Source organism: Paenibacillus sp. BR2-3, from assembly GCF_046529485.1.
Taxonomy (GTDB): domain Bacteria; phylum Bacillota; class Bacilli; order Paenibacillales; family Paenibacillaceae; genus Paenibacillus_AQ.
In genome coordinates this window covers 55,705-74,211 of sequence record NZ_CP126311.1, presented here as the reverse complement: position 1 = coordinate 74,211, position 18,507 = coordinate 55,705, and the positions used below count along the sequence as shown (strand labels likewise).

19 protein-coding genes are annotated in these 18,507 nt (G+C 50.6%); all 19 read right to left on the bottom strand.

The features are described from left to right. Positions 1-6: 6 nt before the first annotated feature. Positions 7-216 (bottom strand): helix-turn-helix domain-containing protein, encoded by a 210-nt coding sequence (locus PaeBR_RS00360; protein ID WP_410512991.1) that lies wholly within the window; start codon positions 214-216, stop codon positions 7-9. Further along, on the bottom strand, positions 168-716 hold the full coding sequence (folK, locus tag PaeBR_RS00355; RefSeq protein WP_410512990.1) for a 2-amino-4-hydroxy-6-hydroxymethyldihydropteridine diphosphokinase: 549 nt from the start codon (positions 714-716) through the stop codon (positions 168-170). The genes PaeBR_RS00360 and folK overlap by 49 nt, the downstream gene beginning before the upstream one ends. A 10-nt stretch (positions 717-726) precedes the next feature. Further along, the gene (gene folB / locus PaeBR_RS00350; RefSeq protein ID WP_410512989.1) at positions 727-1,089 is read right to left on the bottom strand and encodes a dihydroneopterin aldolase; all 363 of its coding nucleotides are present in this window, start codon (positions 1,087-1,089) and stop codon (positions 727-729) included. Between the two features lie 17 nt (positions 1,090-1,106). Beyond that, a complete protein-coding gene (folP, locus tag PaeBR_RS00345; RefSeq protein WP_410512988.1) occupies positions 1,107-1,961 on the bottom strand; it encodes a dihydropteroate synthase in 855 nt (284 codons plus the stop codon). Continuing rightward, positions 1,958-2,839, bottom strand: coding sequence for an aminotransferase class IV (locus PaeBR_RS00340; protein ID WP_410512987.1), 882 nt, complete (start codon positions 2,837-2,839; stop codon positions 1,958-1,960). The genes folP and PaeBR_RS00340 overlap by 4 nt, the downstream gene beginning before the upstream one ends. Next, entirely contained in the window at positions 2,836-3,417 is a 582-nt protein-coding gene (pabA, locus tag PaeBR_RS00335; protein ID WP_410512986.1) for an aminodeoxychorismate/anthranilate synthase component II, read from the bottom strand. The genes PaeBR_RS00340 and pabA overlap by 4 nt, the downstream gene beginning before the upstream one ends. After that, complete coding sequence (locus tag PaeBR_RS00330) at positions 3,414-5,012, bottom strand: anthranilate synthase component I family protein (RefSeq protein WP_410512985.1); 1,599 nt, start codon at positions 5,010-5,012, stop codon at positions 3,414-3,416. Before PaeBR_RS00330 ends, pabA begins: the two co-directional genes overlap by 4 nt. A 124-nt stretch (positions 5,013-5,136) precedes the next feature. Beyond that, entirely contained in the window at positions 5,137-6,075 is a 939-nt protein-coding gene (cysK, locus tag PaeBR_RS00325) for a cysteine synthase A (protein ID WP_410512984.1), read from the bottom strand. Between the two features lie 225 nt (positions 6,076-6,300). Beyond that, positions 6,301-7,245 carry a peptidylprolyl isomerase gene (locus PaeBR_RS00320; RefSeq protein ID WP_410512983.1) on the bottom strand — a complete coding sequence of 315 codons (945 nt, stop codon included), beginning with the start codon at positions 7,243-7,245 and terminating at the stop codon, positions 6,301-6,303. A gap of 9 nt (positions 7,246-7,254) precedes the next feature. Next, positions 7,255-8,139 carry an Hsp33 family molecular chaperone HslO gene (hslO, locus tag PaeBR_RS00315; RefSeq protein ID WP_410512982.1) on the bottom strand — a complete coding sequence of 295 codons (885 nt, stop codon included), beginning with the start codon at positions 8,137-8,139 and terminating at the stop codon, positions 7,255-7,257. A 44-nt stretch (positions 8,140-8,183) separates the two neighbouring features. Beyond that, complete coding sequence (locus PaeBR_RS00310) at positions 8,184-8,951, bottom strand: type III pantothenate kinase (RefSeq protein ID WP_410512981.1); 768 nt, start codon at positions 8,949-8,951, stop codon at positions 8,184-8,186. Further along, complete coding sequence (gene nadC, locus PaeBR_RS00305) at positions 8,948-9,823, bottom strand: carboxylating nicotinate-nucleotide diphosphorylase (protein ID WP_410512980.1); 876 nt, start codon at positions 9,821-9,823, stop codon at positions 8,948-8,950. Before nadC ends, PaeBR_RS00310 begins: the two co-directional genes overlap by 4 nt. After that, positions 9,813-11,429 (bottom strand): L-aspartate oxidase, encoded by a 1,617-nt coding sequence (nadB, locus tag PaeBR_RS00300; RefSeq protein ID WP_410512979.1) that lies wholly within the window; start codon positions 11,427-11,429, stop codon positions 9,813-9,815. The genes nadC and nadB overlap by 11 nt, the downstream gene beginning before the upstream one ends. Before the next feature lie 39 nt (positions 11,430-11,468). After that, positions 11,469-12,407 (bottom strand): quinolinate synthase NadA, encoded by a 939-nt coding sequence (nadA, locus tag PaeBR_RS00295; RefSeq protein ID WP_410512978.1) that lies wholly within the window; start codon positions 12,405-12,407, stop codon positions 11,469-11,471. Between the two features lie 217 nt (positions 12,408-12,624). Further along, a complete protein-coding gene (gene ftsH / locus PaeBR_RS00290) occupies positions 12,625-14,676 on the bottom strand; it encodes an ATP-dependent zinc metalloprotease FtsH (protein WP_410512977.1) in 2,052 nt (683 codons plus the stop codon). Between the two features lie 107 nt (positions 14,677-14,783). After that, positions 14,784-15,323 carry a hypoxanthine phosphoribosyltransferase gene (gene hpt / locus PaeBR_RS00285; protein WP_410512976.1) on the bottom strand — a complete coding sequence of 180 codons (540 nt, stop codon included), beginning with the start codon at positions 15,321-15,323 and terminating at the stop codon, positions 14,784-14,786. Positions 15,324-15,368: 45 nt separating this feature from the next. Further along, a complete protein-coding gene (tilS, locus tag PaeBR_RS00280) occupies positions 15,369-16,808 on the bottom strand; it encodes a tRNA lysidine(34) synthetase TilS (RefSeq protein WP_410512975.1) in 1,440 nt (479 codons plus the stop codon). A gap of 21 nt (positions 16,809-16,829) precedes the next feature. Continuing rightward, positions 16,830-17,768, bottom strand: coding sequence for a serine/threonine protein kinase (locus PaeBR_RS00275; protein ID WP_410512974.1), 939 nt, complete (start codon positions 17,766-17,768; stop codon positions 16,830-16,832). Further along, the gene (locus PaeBR_RS00270; protein ID WP_410512973.1) at positions 17,758-18,504 is read right to left on the bottom strand and encodes a hypothetical protein; all 747 of its coding nucleotides are present in this window, start codon (positions 18,502-18,504) and stop codon (positions 17,758-17,760) included. Before PaeBR_RS00270 ends, PaeBR_RS00275 begins: the two co-directional genes overlap by 11 nt. Positions 18,505-18,507 lie beyond the last annotated feature (3 nt).

Sequence of the window (18,507 nt, the reverse complement as noted above, 5' to 3'; positions counted from 1 at the left end):
TCTTTATTATAAAGATGGGTTTGCCAGCTCCTGGACGGAGACCTCCAGAACACTCGCAATTTTATCTAAAATTTGATCTTCTAAACGTCTGTTGCCCCTCTCGACTGCACCAAGCACAGCCAAGGAAACTCCGATACGATCCGCAAGCTCCTGTTGGGTAAATCCCTTCAGCTTTCGGAATGCCCGAACCCGTCTTCCCATACGCTTGTTGTCCAAAGCCGAATTCCATCCTTTCCATCTATGTCTTCCAGTGCTGACGTAACGATACGGCGGAGCCCGGAACCTTCGTCCTGCGGCACAATATCGTTTAGAGGAAAGAGTACGAATGCGCGCTCATGCATACGGGGATGCGGAAGTGTTAGATGCGGCGTGTCCATGGATCGCCCTTCCATCCACAACAAGTCTAAATCAACCGTTCTCGGACCGTTGCGGATATCGCGTGTGCGTCCGAGTCCTGTTTCAATCTCAAGCATAACATTCAGTAAAGATTCGGGTTCAAGCGTCGTCACTAAGGCTGCCGCCATATTCAAAAACTGCGGTTGATCGAGGTAGCCGACCGGCTCTGTCTCATAAACTCCCGAACAGCGGACAATTTGAATGGCCTCATGCCCATTCAGGCGGTTCAAAGCTTCTGCCAGCGTCCCTTCCCGGTCACCCAAATTAGCCCCTAAAGCAATATAAGCCTCTGATTCTTCAGAGGTAGAATGGTTATTCATGGATCATTTCTCACTTTCTAGTTCTGCGCAGCTCAACAGTCACTCCCTGAAAATGAATATCGAACGGCGGATGCGGCTTGGTCACTTGGACCGTTACTGCATTGATAACAGTATAAGTGTCAAGTAACGCGGATGCAATATATTCTCCCAAAGCTTCGATTAGCTTAAAGGACTTTTTTTCGACAATGCTTTTAACAAGATCATGAACTTCGGCATAATTCACGGTTAGGGTCAGATCATCGCTTAGGGCTGCCCCCTGCAAATCCAGCTCCAATTCCAAATCAATGTAGTAACGTTGACCCAGCTTGCGCTCTTCTTCATATACTCCGTGGTAACCGTAATATTCCATCCGGTGCAGCTTCATTTTGTCCATGTGGGAAAACCGCCTTTTCAAAAGTGTGTCGGCGACCCTGCATATAGCATGGCATCGCACATGTTTACGGTACGCTTGATAGAGGCCACATCGTGCACCCTTACAATCTGACAGCCCTGGGCAATCCCAAAGGCAACGGTAGCCGCAGTACCCTCAACGACATCATCAGGTGGGAGATCTAGAGCCGTACGGATGAATTTTTTGCGCGATGTGCCCAGAAGCAGCGGATAACCAAGCCCGGCTAACGTGTCCAAAGCCATCATAGTCTGCAGATTCTCACTGTAGTCTTTGGCAAAACCAATGCCCGGGTCTAAAATAATGTGTTCCCGCTTTACGCCAGCGGCAAGAGCCAACTCCATGCTTACTTGTAGATCGGCAGCGATATCGCTTATTAATTCGTTGTACTTGCGGTCCTGGCGATTGTGCATTAAGATCACCGGACAGCCTGCTGCTGCCATCACGCCAGCCATTTCCGGGTCGGCCTTGCAGCCCCACACATCATTGATGATATGCGCACCTGCTGCGATGGCTCTTCGTGCGACCTCGGCTTTATACGTATCTACGGATAGGGGAAGATGAGGAGCAGCCAAGTGAATGCTTTCGATGATGGGCAGCACACGCGCCAGTTCTTCTTCCAAGCCAACAGGCTCATGACCGGGACGTGTAGATTCGCCGCCGATGTCGATAATGTCCGCTCCCTCTGCAGCCATTTGAAGCGCATGCTCCACGGCTTTATCCGGATCATTCCATAAGCCGCCATCCGAGAAGGAGTCCGGTGTTACATTAAGAATACCCATGATCAGCGTCCGGTCTCCTAATGTCAGCTCTGCATCTGCGAATTTGTATGTCCGTTTGTAAATCGTCGGTTTCACGTTGGCATACCCGCCCTTTCCCTATACAGTAAGATTAATTGTGTGGTCACAGGCCCGGATTTTCCGCCACTGACGATGTTAAGCTGTTCCATCTCCCAAAGCGAGGTGACCGGCACAATCTCTTGAATAGAGTTGGTCAGGAACACCTCATCTGCTTCTTTCAGCTGTTCCCAGGAGTAGAATCCTTCTTCTACCTGAAGCCCCGCATCTATAGCCAGCTCGGTCACCATTTCCCGGGTAATGCCGGGCAAGATGCCTGTTGCCGTATCCGGAGTACAAAGGACACCGTTTTTCACAAAAAATAGATTGCTGACAATTCCCTCAGCCACTTGATCCTGAGCAGTCAGCATTAACCCTTCAGCTCCATTAGCGGCAGAAGAATAACCGGAAAGCTCCCGTTTGGCCAGAATATTATTCATGTAATGCAGTGACTTGAAACGTTCATGTCCTTCCGGCGTATTGCGCCGGTGCGATAGCAACTGCAAGGGTTTGCCTTGGGTATAAAGCTTCTCCGGCAAGGCCGGCAGCGCTTTGGCATAGAGAATATGATTGGGCTTAACGTAGTCTCCCGCAGGCAATCCAAGGATGTCCACACCAGCCGTTACCGTGTAACGAATGTACGCTTCCTTCAATCCGTTCTTTTTCATGAGCCTGGTAATCCAGGCCTCGAGCTTTATGGTATCTGCATGGAAAGGAATACCCAACTGCCGGCAGCCCTCTTCCATCCGTTCCAAATGCCGCTCAAGCAGGAAAGGCACTCCCCCGTACGTCCTGAATGTCTCAAACAGGCCCACTCCATACAAAAAGCCGTGATCCAAAACAGAAACCACGGCTTCCTTGGCGTCGATGACGCTGTCATTAATTCCTATATACTTCATGCCGTCTCTCCGGCTCTCCGTTTCAGGAAATTGCGCAGCATGGTATGCCCGTGCGATGTAATAATAGATTCGGGATGGAATTGCACACCTTCAATCGGATATTCCTTGTGGCGCAGGGCCATAATTTCTCCCTCTGCAGTCTCTGCCGTAATTTCCAAACAATCCGGCAGACTCTCACGCTCTACAAGTAGAGAATGATATCGCGTGGCTGTAAATGGAGACTCCAAACCCTCAAAGACCGAAGTCCCGTTATGATGGATAGGTGAGGTTTTGCCGTGCATCAAACGCTCTGCGCGAATCACATTGCCGCCAAATGCCTGTCCGATCGCCTGATGGCCGAGACATACGCCAAAGATCGGAATGACACCCTTAAAATGATCAAGCACATCCAGACTGATGCCCGCTTCATTGGGTGTACAGGGACCCGGGGAGATCAGAATATGGTCCGGTGCCAGCTCCTCAATCTCTTTGACGCTAATTTCATCGTTGCGGTACACTTTCACCTCTTCGCCCAGCTCACCCAAATACTGAACAAGGTTATACGTAAAGGAATCATAATTATCGATGACTAAAATCATGGTGTTGCTCCCCCTTCGGCGCCGCCGGTTTTCAGGTATTCCTGCTGTCGTTCACAGCAGAGAACGGCCTTCACCACCGCTTTGGCTTTATTATGGCATTCACGGTACTCACGGTAGGGATCAGAATCAATAACAATTCCAGCACCTGTCTGGATATATCCGATTCCGTCCTTTACAGCCAGCGTTCTTATAATAATATTTAATTCCATATTGCCGTTATAGTCAATCCAGCCCATCGAACCGGTATACGGCCCTCGCCGCACCGGCTCCAGCTCCTCAATAATCTCCATCGTTCTTACTTTAGGTGCTCCTGTGATCGTGCCACCCGGGAATAAGGCTGCCATAACATCGTAAGCGTCTTTGCCCTCCGCTATTCTTCCCTCCACCTGGGAGACGAGATGCATCACATGGGAGTACCGTTCTACAGTCATCAGCTCCGGTACGCTAACCGAGCCGTAAGCCGCGACACGGCCGATATCGTTGCGCTCCAGATCGACAAGCATAATATGCTCGGCGATCTCTTTGTCGCTCCCGCGCAGCTCCGCCTCCATGGCGGCATCCTCCGCGGGAGTCAGTCCCCGGCGCCGGGTACCGGCGATAGGCCGTGCGCTCACCCGGTCCCCGTGCAGCTTAACAAGCAGCTCCGGCGATGCGCTGGACAGCGCGAAGCCGGGCGACCGCAGCAGCCCCATGTACGGGGACGGATTGAGCTTGCGCAGCCATTCGTAAATATCCTCCGGCGAAGACTGCAGCTGCCCCTCCTGACGCAGCGACAGGTTAACCTGGAATACATCGCCTTGGCGGATGTATTCCTGAACATCCAGCACTGCCTGCTGGAATTGTTCTCGGGAGAACGCAGAGGTCATTCCCGGCCATTCCCCGGAGGCATCGGCATGAAGCTCAGACATATCCGCAACATTTTCCTGCAGTCCAGAGGCCGTGGACAGGTGTTGCCACTGCTTCGCCATCCCCTCCGCACGGACTGTAGATGTATGATATAGCTGCTCTAACTCATCTGGAGTTAATTCTCCCGGCATGCCGGCTGGCAGCGGAACATACAGTGCACAATAGAGCATGTCCTCCTCATGATCGTATATCCACACCTCTTCCATTCTCATGAAGAGAAAATCCGGAAAGCCGGGATGATCCTCCGCCTGACTTGGCAGCCGTTCCAGAGAACGGACAACATCGTATCCAAGAAAGCCGATACAGCCGCCCGTGAATGGCGGAATCCCCGGCAACTGCAAACGCGGAGAATTGAACGGGGCCATCCATTGCTGCAGCATCTCCAGGGGCTGTCCATACAGCGTTCTTGCCTCATCCAACTTACTGCCGCCGTATTCTTCAGCGCTCAGTACCGTGGCGGAGTTATCTTTTCCCTTAAGTACGGATACCGGAGTAAGACCCAAATAGGTAAAACGGCCGCCTTTTCCACTCTCGAGTACTACTGAATAAGGGGATGCCATTTCCCATGCCGTTTTCCAGGATGAAGGCAGACCGCCGGCATTCGGCTTTGATTTTATAATAAAGGGCAGCAGCCTCCAGCCATCACCATCCCACTGCTTCCATTGTTCCACAGATGTTAGAATCTCCAAGTCCATCCTCCTAAAACCGATGAATTCGTCATTAGTATGTTGCCTGTCAGTATATCCTAAAAAAACCTCCATAACCACTAAAAAAGTGGCTACGGAGGTTCTTGTTAAGAATAGTTGTATTAAATTACACTTCGAAATTGTAAAGTGGCGTGCTCAGGTAACGTTCGCCGTTACTCGGGATAATAACCACTACCCGTTTGCCGGCACCCAGTTCTTTAGCAACCTTGATTGCTGCAGATACAGCGGCACCCGAAGAAATTCCGGTAAGAATTCCTTCTTCCTTGGCTACACGGCGTGCGGTTTCAAACGCTTCGTCGTTCTCCACGTGGATGATTTCATCGTAGATATCCTGATTAAGGATTTCCGGAATGAAGTTAGCGCCAATACCCTGGATTTTGTGAGGGCCCGGTTTGCCGCCTGCCAAAATCGGCGAAGCTGCCGGTTCTACAGCATAAATCTTCACATCAGGGAATTTGTCCTTCAGCACTTCGCCAGCACCGGTAATAGTTCCACCTGTACCAATACCCGCTACAAATGCATCCAGCGTTCCTCCGATGGACTCAATGGCTTCCACAATTTCCGGTCCGGTCGTCTCGCGGTGAATTTTCACATTCGCAGGATTCTTGAATTGTTCAGCGATAAAGAAGCCAGGGTTCTCGTTCAAAATTTGCTCCGCCTTCTTGACAGCTCCGTTCATGCCTTCCGACCCTGGTGTCAGTACCAGCTCAGCTCCATATGCACGCAGCAGGTTACGACGCTCCAAGCTCATGGTTTCAGGCATAACAATTACAACCTTATACCCTTTGGCTGCAGCTACCAGAGCCAGACCAATACCTGTGTTGCCGCTGGTTGCTTCAACAATGGTATCGCCCGGCTTCAGACGGCCGTCCTTCTCCGCCTCTTCCACGATGCTGATTGCAATGCGGTCCTTAACGCTGGAACCCGGATTCTGATACTCCAGCTTTGCATAAATATCTGCTGCCCCTTCAGGTACAATCCGGTTCAGACGAACGAGCGGAGTGCCTCCGATCAGTTCTGTTACATTATTAACGACTTTAGCCATGAGCAAAAACCTCCTTGGAATGATAAATGGATATTAGTACGTAACTTGTGACAATTGTCTTCAGCATGTGAGTCCGGGTGTATAGAAACGGCTTGTCATCTTGTAGAGACACCAGGATATTCAATACTGCAGCGCACAAGTTAAAGCGCTGTCCAGCGGTTGAAATATCGGCCGCCGTTATTATTTCCGAGTAAATCAGTAGGTTTTTAGAATAATATCATATTATCAATCTTGCGGACGATTGTCAATATATATTGCCGCGGCGTATTTGGTGCGCAAACCACTTTCCACCTGCTGCAAAGGAGCGGCTTGCTCCAGTGCCATTTCACGGCGAACCTGATCCCTGATTTCTTTCTCATCCGGCATTTCAGGTGATGAAATACGCTCGACCCGAATGACGTCATAGCTGTCGACGTCCTGCAGCGGACCCGCAATATCACCGGCTTCTAGGCCTGCTGCCGTTTTCAGCAGCTCCTCCGGCCAGAACGGATCATCCTCCTCCACAGTTCCCAGGCTTCCGCCCCGTGCGCTGCTATCCTGCTCTATGGAAAGCTCCTTGGCCAGCGCCGCAAAATCCTCACCACGTTCCAGCCGGTTCATGACCTGTTCCGCCTCGGAATACGTACGAACCTTGATTAAGGAGAGCTCCATGACCTTTTTAGGCCGGAAACGATCCTGGTTTTGCTCTAAATAATCGTCAATATCCGAGTCTTTAATAACAATGCCAGCCGTAGCTACCGCCTGGAGTGTCAAACGATACACCGTTTCTTCACGGACTTCCTGGCGCGACAACCCCAGCTCCGACTGCATTTGAGCGTAATATTGCTCTTCCGAGCTGTAACCGGACATCGTATTTTTTAGTTCCTGCTCCACTTCATCATCCGGTACGGTTATACCCAGCGCCTTGGCTTCCTTCTCAACCGCAATTTGGTTCAGTATGCCCAATAACACTTCATCACCATGCTTATTTTTAAGCTCATCCATCCACTGCTGCTCTGTTACTGATTGGCCCCCCACTGAGGCGACCTCCGCTGATTCACCGCTTATACCTCTCTGCCAAATACCCCCGCCGGCACGCAGGCTCCAAATAAGCAGCAGTCCAAGCAGGAGAGTCACCACTGCAAGTATTACGACAGCCTTACGCAGCGTTCGTTCCTGTCTTGTCATCATCCCATAACCCTATAATTTTGCCTGGTCGAGAATGACCTGCATTTCTTCCTTATTAAAAACGTAAGCCTCGTTGCAAAATTGACACACAACCTCAGCCTGTTCATCCTCTTCGATCAATCGTTCGAGCTCGTGCTGACCGAGACTAACCAATGTCTGCTCCACTCTTTCGCGTGAACACTGACAAGCAAAAACAATGTCTAAATCATCTAATACAACCGCATCCGGGAAAAGAAAACGCAGCATCTCTTCCGGCTCTAGTCCCTGATCCAGCAGTATCGTAACGGATGGCATATTGCCTATAGCTTGTTCAATCTCCGTAATCTCAGCATCCGTAAGCCCCGGCAGCAGCTGTATGATAAAGCCCCCGGCAACAATTACCGAGTTATCCGTATCCACAAGGACACCTAATCCAACAGCAGCCGGGGTTTGCTCCGATACGGCAAAGTAGTACGTAAAGTCCTCGCCAAGCTCGCCTGAAATAATCGGCACACTGCCGCGGTACGGTTCTTTCATCCCCAAATCTTTAGTTATATCCAGGGATCCTTCCGTTCCTACCGCTCCCGCCACATCCAGCTTGCCCAAGCTGTTGCTTGGCAAATGGACATGCGGATGATGCACGTAGCCGCGGACCTCCCCCAAGGCATTGGACTCTGCTACAATCTGCCCGAGCGGTCCATCGCCCCTGACCACTATATTCAGCTTCTCTTGACCCTTGAGCATGGCTCCCATCATGGCCGCAGCGGTAACTGTACGCCCTAGGGCAGCTGTAGCTGTCGGGTACGTATCATGTCTGCGCCGCAATTCATCGACTAGTTCTGTCGTACGGACGGCAAAAGCTCTCACCCTACCATTCAACGCCGTTCCCCTGATCAGCCGATCCTTCTTTTTTTCCATTGGACCCATACTCCTCCTATTCCTTTATCCTAGCATCTTTATCTTTATTTATTGCGGTCATAAATAATGCGCAGGCCTTCCAGCGTGAGCAATGGGTTCACTTCATCAATGCATTCCGTTTCACCGGCGATCAGCGAAGCGAGCCCACCGGTAGCAATTACTTTCAGCTGCGGCGCGTTCATTTCTACCTTAATTCGTTTTACGATTCCCTCTACTTGACCGGCATAGCCAAAAATAATCCCGGCCTGCATGGCATGCACCGTGTTGCGGCCAATGACCTTCTTCGGCTTCTCCAGCTCGATCCGCGGAAGCTTGGATGCCCGCTGATATAAGGCTTCTGTAGAGATGCCAAGCCCTGGGACAATGGCGCCGCCAAGATAATTGGCGCCCGCATCAATGCAGTCAAAGGTTGTCGCCGTACCGAAATCAACGACGACAAGCGGACACTTGTATTGTTCAACCGCAGCGACTGCGTTGACAATCCGGTCGGCACCCACTTCCCGGGGATTCTCGTAGCGCAGGTTAAGTCCCGTCTTGATTCCGGGTCCGACAAGCAGCGGATCTTTATTAAGATACTTCACACACATATCTACAATAACCTGTACCAGCGGAGGAACAACCGAAGAAATAATCACTCCTTCTATATCTTTAAGGGAGAGACCTGACATATGAAACAAATTGTGAAATAATACGCCATATTCATCTACGGTCGATTGACGCGCAGTACTGAGCCGAAAATGGTGCAGCAGCTCACGCCCGCGGTATACACCAAGTACAATATTTGTGTTGCCAATATCGACTGCGAGCATCATGACAACTGGCCCTCCTTTTTCGCATTCAGATCCAGACTGATATCCAGACTGGAGAAGGAATAGGTAAGGCGGCCCACAGATATAACATCCACACCTGTTTGAGCCATATCGCGCACCGTTTCCAAAGACACGTTGCCCGATGCCTCAGTTTTGACATGCGGGGCTTTGGCTTTGATTCTTTTTACCGCTTCAATCATCATATCCGTAGTCATATTATCAAGCATAATGATATCAGCCCCGGCAGCTAACGCCTCCTCGACCTGCTCCAGACTCTCCGTCTCCACTTCAATAGTCATCGTATGGGGGATATGAGCCCGGGCCCGGCCGACGGCCTGAAGAATCCCGCCTGCTCCCTTGATATGATTATCTTTGATCATCACCGCATCGTACAAGCCGAATCTGTGGTTTGCTCCCCCACCAACCCGGACAGCATATTTCTCCAGCATTCGGTGACCTGGTGTTGTCTTGCGTGTATCGACAAGACGTGTGGGTAATCCATCCAGCGCCTGTACGAAAGAAGACGTACGCGTTGCAACGCCTGACAATCGCTGCATCAAATTAAGGGCAAGCCGCTCCCCGGTCAGAATTGCGTGTGTACTGCCTTCTACCTCAGCTAGCACGGTACCCTTGGCAACGGCCTGGCCTTCCTTCACTAAAGCCGTGAAATTCAAGGTGGGGTCCACCACTTCAAAAACCAGTTCAGCTACTGGAAGCCCACAGATTACACCGTTCTCCTTCGAATGAATAATTCCTTTGGATTCATGTCCGGCGGGAATCGTGGTCTGGGTAGTTACATCCCCCGAACCCACATCCTCGCTCAGCCACGCTTTGATCGATTGCACCAGCTCTTCATTGTATCCGTTAAACATCATCGCCTATTTCCTCCACTATTCCGAGTTCGCGGATTTGGAGCAGATGCTTGCGCCACTGCTCATCATCCCGCTGCGGATAATCCTCACGATAATGAGCCCCGCGGCTTTCTTCCCGTGCCAGTGCCGATTCCGTTATCAACAGGCAGCAGGTCAGCATATTTGCAAATTCATATTCTTCTCGCCGGGTCATTACTGAACTGAAAATCGGCAGCTGCCGCTTCAATTCTTCAAGACCCTTGGACAGCATTTCTTCATTTCGCCGGAGCCCGACGTAACGGACCATAACCTTTTGCAGCTTTAGGCGCCGTTCAACGATGGCTTGTGTCGGATGCTCCCTGCGTCCTTCTGTGCTGCTGGCGTAGTACTGTTCACGATCCAGCAAGGGTAGCTCCCGGACCCGTTCAATAATCCGCCGTCCGAACACAATCGCTTCCGACAGTGAATTACTAGCCAGACGATTCGCTCCATGCACCCCTGTAGAGGATACCTCCCCGCAGGCAAAGAGCCGGGAAATATTGCTCTCCCCATTCAAATCCGTCTTAATGCCCCCCATCATATAATGCGCAGCTGGGGCAACGGGAATCCAATCACTTGTAATATCCAGTCCATAACTCATGCATGTCTCATATATAGTCGGAAAACGGTGCTTCACCATTTCTGCAGATTCATGGGTAATATCCAGATATACAAAGGTTGACTTGGTCAGTTCCATTTCACTGACAATGGCACGTGCAACAATATCGCGCGGGGCCAGCTCAAGCAGCTCATGATAGCGGTCCATAAACCGTTCACCCCGGATATTGCGCAGCACAGCCCCTTCACCTCGCACCGCTTCCGAGATCAGAAAACGGGGAGCTCCGGGATAACTAAGTGCAGTCGGATGAAATTGAATAAATTCCATATCCCTGATATGCGCACCGGCCCTGTAAGCGATAGCTACACCATCGCCAGTCGCCACCTCCGGATTGGTGGTATAACGATACAGCTGTCCTGCCCCGCCTGAACACAGAATCGTTGCATCTGCCTGCAGGAACAAGCGTCCTCCGTCCGGCTGTTGCAACAGTACGCCTTCGCACTCCCCGCCTTCGGTGATAAGATCTATCACAAAATGATCATCCCACACCTCGATCCGGTCATTCTCCGCAACCTGCTCTGCGAGTGCCCGCACAATTTCATATCCTGTTGCGTCGCCGTTGGCATGCAAAATACGGCGGTGGCTATGTGCCCCTTCCTGGGTCAACGCCAATACGCCGTCTTCCTTATCGAACAAAGTGCCTAACCGGATAAGCTCATGCACACCTTCTGGTCCTTCATTGACCAGCACGTCTACAGCGGCCGAAGAACAAAGGCCCGCTCCTGCCATCAGCGTATCCTGCCGATGATATTCCGGTGAATCATCCTCAGCAATAACTGCGGCGATCCCTCCCTGTGCGTAACGGGTATTGCTTTCCATCATGGATTTTTTGGTGATCATAACGACTCGCCGGTCCCTGCTGGCTTTAATAGCTGTGAACAATCCGGCAATACCAGAGCCGATAACAATACAATCTGTCTTCACGGCAGGCATCTCCCGGAGATCGAAATCTACCAGATATTGTGGAATCATAACCGCATTTCACCTGTTTCAACGAAAGAGTAGCGCATGCTACCGGACTTGTAGCATGCGCTCTAGGGATGTCCTGGCTTTGCCTGAGACAGCGGGTGGAACATAAATCTGCGGTTTCATCGTCTCCAGGCATTTCACCAGTTTTTTTAAATTATTAACCTTCATATTAGGGCATACGAGGAATTTGGTGGCAAAATGAAATTCCTTATCCGGACTGTCCTTCCGGAGCTGATATCCGGTTCCATCTTCCGTTCCAACGATAAACTGCCGACGGTCCGATTTCCGGCAATATTCGAGAATGGATGTGGTGCTCCCCACATAATCACCCATAGCAACTACCTCGGGGCGGCATTCAGGGTGAACTACAAATTCAGCCTCCGGATACTTCGCTCTCATCTCTACTACATCTTTGACGGTAAGCATGTCATGGGTATTGCAGTAACCTTCCCAAATAATCAGCTTTTTGCCGGTCTGGTCCTGAACGTATTGGCCCAGGTTTTTATCCGGCACCCAAATGATTTCCTCAGCATCCAGGGATTCAATTACCTTTACGGCATTGGCGGAGGTACAACAAATATCGGTCTCTGCTTTAATTTCCGCCGACGAGTTGATATAAGTAACCACTTTAGCGTTGGGATGCTGTGCTTTCAGCTTGCGCAAACCGTCTACATTGACCATATCGGCCATAGGACAGCCTGCACGTTCATCAGGAATGAGCACTGTTTTATCAGGGGCTAATATTTTAGCGCTTTCGCCCATAAAATGAACGCCACAGAATACAATGACTTCCGCATCGGTCTCCGCTGCCTTTTGGGCCAGTAAAAAAGAATCCCCCCGGAAATCGGCTACCTCCTGAATTTCATCACGCTGATAATAGTGAGCCAAAATGATCGCATTCCGTTCCTTCTTAAGCTGTTCCAGACGTTCACGCAGCTCCCTATTCTGTTCCTGCTTGCGCTCCAGCGCCAGAGCTTCCACGGTTCCTTTTCCCCCTTATGTCTTCGCGGCGTTTGCGCCTGCGCATCATGTGAAAACCAAGTTATATATTAATCATTAATGTACACAACGTTCTACGCCCTGTCAATGTGACGGAACCGATCCTGAACTCTGGATTTTACCAATTTATAGTCAAAAAAAACCGGAGAACAGTTACGTTCTCCGGCTCTTGTCACTCATCACATGAAATATAAGGCATTTAGACTAGACTTCCGCCGCCTTTATTGCCGTCTTCCGGACCGCCTTCGCCTTCATTTGCCGATTTGTCAGGAACTTCCCTGGACAAATCTCCAAGTGTAGACTGTGACTCTTTGGGCTTGCCTTGAATACGAACCCGTACATCGCCGATGGTGTCGATTACCGGTTCTCCGGCTTCAATCGCCACGCCTTCGCCTTCTTCCGGCTTACCGGCTTCAGTCAAATAACCTTGTTCAATCAGCTCTTTAATCTGATCCATTTCCAGGGTTTCTCTCTCAAGCAGGGTATTCGCAATCAGGTGCATTTCTTTGGAGTGCTTGGTCAGAAGCTCTTTACAACGTTCGTAGCTGCTCCGGATAAAGTTCTGCATTTCCTGATCAATCTCATAAGCAATCGAATCACTGTAGTTCTGCTCATGTCCGATATCGCGGCCGAGGAACACTTGGCCTTGGGATGTGCCGAACTGCATCGGTCCAAGCTTCTCACTCATACCGTATTCCATAATCATGCTGCGTACGATACGTGTTGCCTGTTGAAAGTCACTGTATGCCCCTGTGCCGATTTCGCCGATAAACATTTCTTCAGCAACCCGGCCGCCAAGCAATCCAGTTACTTTGTCAAGCAACTCCTGCTTCGTAACAAGCATCCGGTCTTCCTTCGGAAGCATAATGACATATCCGCCGGCGCGTCCGCGCGGAATAATAGTTACCTTGTGCACCATGTCGGCATGTTCCAGGAAATAGCCGACAATCGTATGGCCTGCTTCGTGATAAGCTACAATACGTTTCTCGCGGTCACTGATCACGCGGCTGCGTTTCTCAGTACCCACGACAACACGATCAATCGCTTCGTCTACTTCGTTCATGGAAATATCCTTGCGGTTGCGGCGTGCCGCGAGCAGAGCGGCTTCATTCAGAAGGTTCTCCAGATCCGCACCGGTAAATCCGGTCGTACGCTTGGCAATAACATCAAGCCTAACGTCCTTAGTAAGAGGCTTGTTACGGGAGTGAACCTTGAGTACAGCTTCACGGCCTTTGACGTCTGGACGGTCTACCGTAATCTGACGGTCGAAACGTCCCGGACGGAGCAAGGCAGGATCCAGAATATCAGCACGGTTGGTCGCAGCAACAATAATAATCCCTTCGTTGCCTCCGAAACCATCCATCTCAACAAGCAATTGGTTAAGCGTCTGCTCGCGTTCGTCATGTCCGCCGCCGAGTCCGGCGCCGCGCTGACGGCCCACTGCATCAATTTCATCAATAAAGATAATACAAGGAGCGTTCTTCTTGGCGTTCTCGAACAAGTCACGAACACGGGACGCACCTACACCGACGAACATTTCCACAAAATCAGAACCGGAAATACTGAAGAAAGGAACGCCTGCTTCGCCTGCTACCGCACGGGCCAGCAATGTTTTACCGGTTCCGGGAGGGCCTACAAGCAGTACACCCTTAGGTATACGAGCGCCTACAGCAGCAAATTTACGCGGATCCTTCAGGAATTCCACGACCTCGACAAGCTCTTGCTTCTCTTCATCGGCTCCTGCAACATCCTCAAAGCTGACTTTCTTCTTCTCTTCATTATATAACCGGGCCTTACTCTTGCCGAAATTCATTACTTTACCGCCGCCACCTTGGGCTTGATTAAACAGGAAGAAGAACAGGATGAACATAATGACCAGCGGGATAATTGAAGAAAGGAATGTCAGCCAAATGCTGTTACCCTCCATTTTCTTCTGGGTCAGCTCAACCTTATTATCTTCACTGGCTTTAACCAGCTCAGCAACAGCAGCATCTGTAGGAGGAATATATGTGGAGAAGCTTTTCGATTTAGAATCAGCAGGCGCCGTTCTATATTCGCCAGTTACCAAAAAGGCGTTGTCCTCGAATTGAACCGTCATTTTCTCCACATTGTCACTCTTCAGTTCCTGCCTAAGTTCGTCGTATCTAGGGAAATCGGCGGCGTCGTTCCCATTGCTTACGAATTGGACAATGCCCACCACGACTAAAAATAAAATCAAATAAAAACCAGAATTCCGGATGAACCGATTCATCCCCTACCTCCTCTCACAACGCTTAAGTTATTGTACCATAGCCTGTTGGGACACCTCAAATAACGGAAGCTCGGGTATCCGATCCATATGATCAAGGCTGTCATAGGTCAATTGGAATAAATCTCAGGCTTTAGTACCCCGATGTAAGGGAGATTCCGATATAACTCGGCATAATCAAGACCGTAGCCTACTACGAATTCGTCAGGAAGAACAAATCCAGTGTAATCCGCTTCAAGATTCACCGTACGTCCCGCTGGTTTATCGAACAGAGTCACCACCGAAATGGACGATGCCTTACGGTTGCGGAGCAGCTCAATCAAATAGCTAAGCGTAAGACCGCTGTCGATGATATCCTCAACGATCAATACATCGCGTCCTTCTACCGGCACATCCAGATCCTTGATGATCTTAACTATACCGGAGGACTTAGTCGATGCTCCATAACTGGATACGGCCATGAAATCCATCTCAACGGGCACTGTAATAACCTTAACCAAATCAGCCATGAAAATAAATGCACCCTTTAATACACAAATAACCAAAGGGGTACGTCCCTCATATTCCGCGCTCAGCACTGTACCAAGCTCCTTAATTCTTTGTTGAATTTCCTCTTCGCTGATCAAGATCTCCTGAATATCGTTCTGCAACTTGCGAACCTCCTAAGTTATACTATGAAAGACTTACTTCGACCATTACGAATCTTCCTGATCCATCTCATTTAGAGACAGAAGAAGAACCGCTTTCGTCTGCCGCCCTACTGCGGCATGAATCGAGCGTCTTATGCCCGGAATCCAGACGATATTGCCCAAACCATCACAAACCAAGGGAATAAAAGAGCGTTCGGATGAAGGTATTTTGTCATCAATGTAAATATCTTTTACCTTTTTGCTTCCGTTTAATCCCATGACTTTTATGATATCTCCGGGTTGTCTGGAACGGATCGTCAGTGGAAAAACCAGTTCATGGACGTCAAACCATGCCGACATCTTTCCTGAACCTTCCCCTGGGACCAGAAAGCTTTCTCTCTCCAGCACAGTCATCGTCAAAACCTTCCCTATTTCAACCAGTATAAGCCGGGATTCGGGGAAAGACAGCCGATATGTATAGCCTGCCTGCTGCTGCGGAGGCTTGGACGAGAACAAAAGGGTGTCATATTGCCGCACACAGGTCAGACCTCCACCTAAATCAAGACTCCATGTAGTGGGATGGTCCTGCAGCGCTCCCCGGCGTACAGCTTCGATTTTGTTAAAATCAACACCTGGGTAATCCGCCGACAGATAATTTAATATTAGTTTAATCAAACGCCGTTGTAAAGCGGAGGGCACGGTGGCAAAAGAAGCTCTTTCGAGGGCATATTTCCCCTGCGTATTCCGAACCAGCTCCTGAAAGCATTTTACGGCGCTTGCCTCCATAAATTCATCTTCGGCTCCGGCAATTTCCGCCAGTTGTGTAAGGGACTGGCTCAGCCTGCCGTTGTACCTCTCCAGAAAAGGGAGCACCTCAAGCCTGACGGCATTTCGTTTATACTTTACCTGCAAATTGCTGGCATCCTCCGCATAGGCATAGCCGTGGCTATGACAAAGCTCAACAAGCGCTGTTTTGTTAATACGCAGAAAGGGGCGAATCAGTTCCACCTTTTTCTCCGTTCGTTTCCACCGCATGCCCGCAAGCCCCGAAAGGCCGCTACCACGCAGCAGGCGCATCAATACCGTTTCTGCCTGATCATCGGCATGGTGCGCCAGCGCTACGGCAGAAGCCCTGTACTGATGGGCAGTGTCTGTAAGGAACTGATAGCGCTTCTTACGGGCCGCCTCCTGGGCGCCGAGTCCGCTCTCCTTCATATAAGCGGGAATATCAAATACTGCCAGCTCAAAAGGAAGCCCCAGCTCCTCAGCCATCCCGCGAACGAACTCTGCCTCCTCCCGGGACTCCGTTCTGAATCCGTGGTTCACATGGGCGCACACCAGGTTTAGAGGCATCCGGTTCAAAGAGATTTCGTGCAAAATACGCAAAAGAGCCACAGAATCCGGACCTCCGGATACTGCGACTACGATAGTATCATGGGGTGACCACAACCCGTGTTCCGCTGCAGCATCCAGTACCGTATCCACCAAGCCATTCATTTGTTCCATATCCGGCTCCTATATATAAGTTCAAAAACGAATCACCCAATAAATTGTAAAGATCAGCAGAAAAAGTGAACATGCAAATGAATTTTTCAGCCAGCGCGGAGTTTTCATATCAGCCGGTTTAGCTGCCCGGGAGTTATAAATATGTTCCTTCCAGATTTCCGATGCCTCCGCTGAACCGGAAAATCCACCCTGCAGGGCAAGGCTCAGCCAGGAAGCCAGCTTCCGGCTTGGAAGAATTCTGGTCAGCTTAAGCAATTCATCCACACTTCTCGTCTGCGGCAGCTGCGCGGCAGCGGTTTTCAGTCCGTCCTCATCCAGCAGGCGCAAACAAAGCACGGCAAATGAAAACAAGTCATAAGCTTCATCACCCGTACGGCTTCCAGCGTTCCAAAAGCCGCGGTCATGCCACTCTGTGAACTGCTTCACGCTTTTGCCGATGGGACTGGCACCGCCATAGTCAATAAGCTCAGGTTCACCGTAATTGGATACCATCACATTCTCCGGCTTCAGATCACCAAATACAAAACCACACTCATGCAGCCCTCGCAGCTTATCCAGCAGCTTAAGGCCTACAAGTCCAATCCAGGAGGGACCGTGCTTGGACAAAAAATGGTGCAGCGGTCTGCCTTCCATATAGCGCATAACATAGAATGGAACATGATGACTGTCCGCAAAGTCATCTGCTTCCAACAAATAGGATGATAACGGCGTTTCCCTCCGGGCCTGATACTCGTTCCGCTTGCGGCACGATTGCAGTGAGGTCAGCACGTTAATCTCTGACTGCAAATCCAGTGTATCGTATCCGACTTTCAGCGCATACCGTTCCCGTCTTCCTTCCCGTTGCACGAGATATACGGTTCCATTAGCGCCCCTGCCCAGCAGCCGTTCCACAATATAACGGTTTCCCCGCCACTTGCCTGTAATAACGGTGCCGGCAGGATAGGGCGGATTAGACGACATACCCACCAAGCATCCCTTCTCTTTCGTCCTGGTCATCCGCCGGACGGCGGCCTTGATGTTCATCCAGTGTATCATAACGATAGTGTTCAAGCACCTTGAAAATAGCCGGCCCTGTCGGTGTTGCCCCTTTCATCCGCAAACGGGAGAACAGGGAGCGCACTCCCGACAGGTCAGAAGTCCAGTCCATATCAAGCACCGCATCCTCGCTGCTGGTGCGTCCGGGGAAATGGAACACGGCAATTTCGCTGATTCCTTCCCGTGCTTCGAGGCTAAGCGCCAAATCGCGGATTGCGTCTTCTACAGCAGCGAGCTTCGGCTTCATGCTGGCGCTCGCGTCGATAAGCAGCGCGATCCGCAGCGGGGAGGTCTCGGTAAGTTCATCTACTACAGTAACGACCTGAGAGCGCTGGACAGGATGCAAATCTTCCAGGGTGCCTTCACCCAGTATTTTTTTCACCTCTTTATTAACCGCCTGCTGGATCGTCTGAACCACGGTCTTGCGTGTCATCATCTGCATCGTCTGTGCCAGCTGGGGCGTGCCGACTATACGGCTAAGTCCGCCTCCCGCCTTGGCGATATCCGCGATTTCCCGGCTGCCAAGCTCCCCGATGGTGCCATAATCCACTACGCCCACTACATTGACCGTGATCCCCTCCTGCAGCGCATGGGCTGCCGCCATTATCGGACTTTCACCTACATTGGAACATCCGTCTGTAATAAGCAAGATTTGCTTCATGGT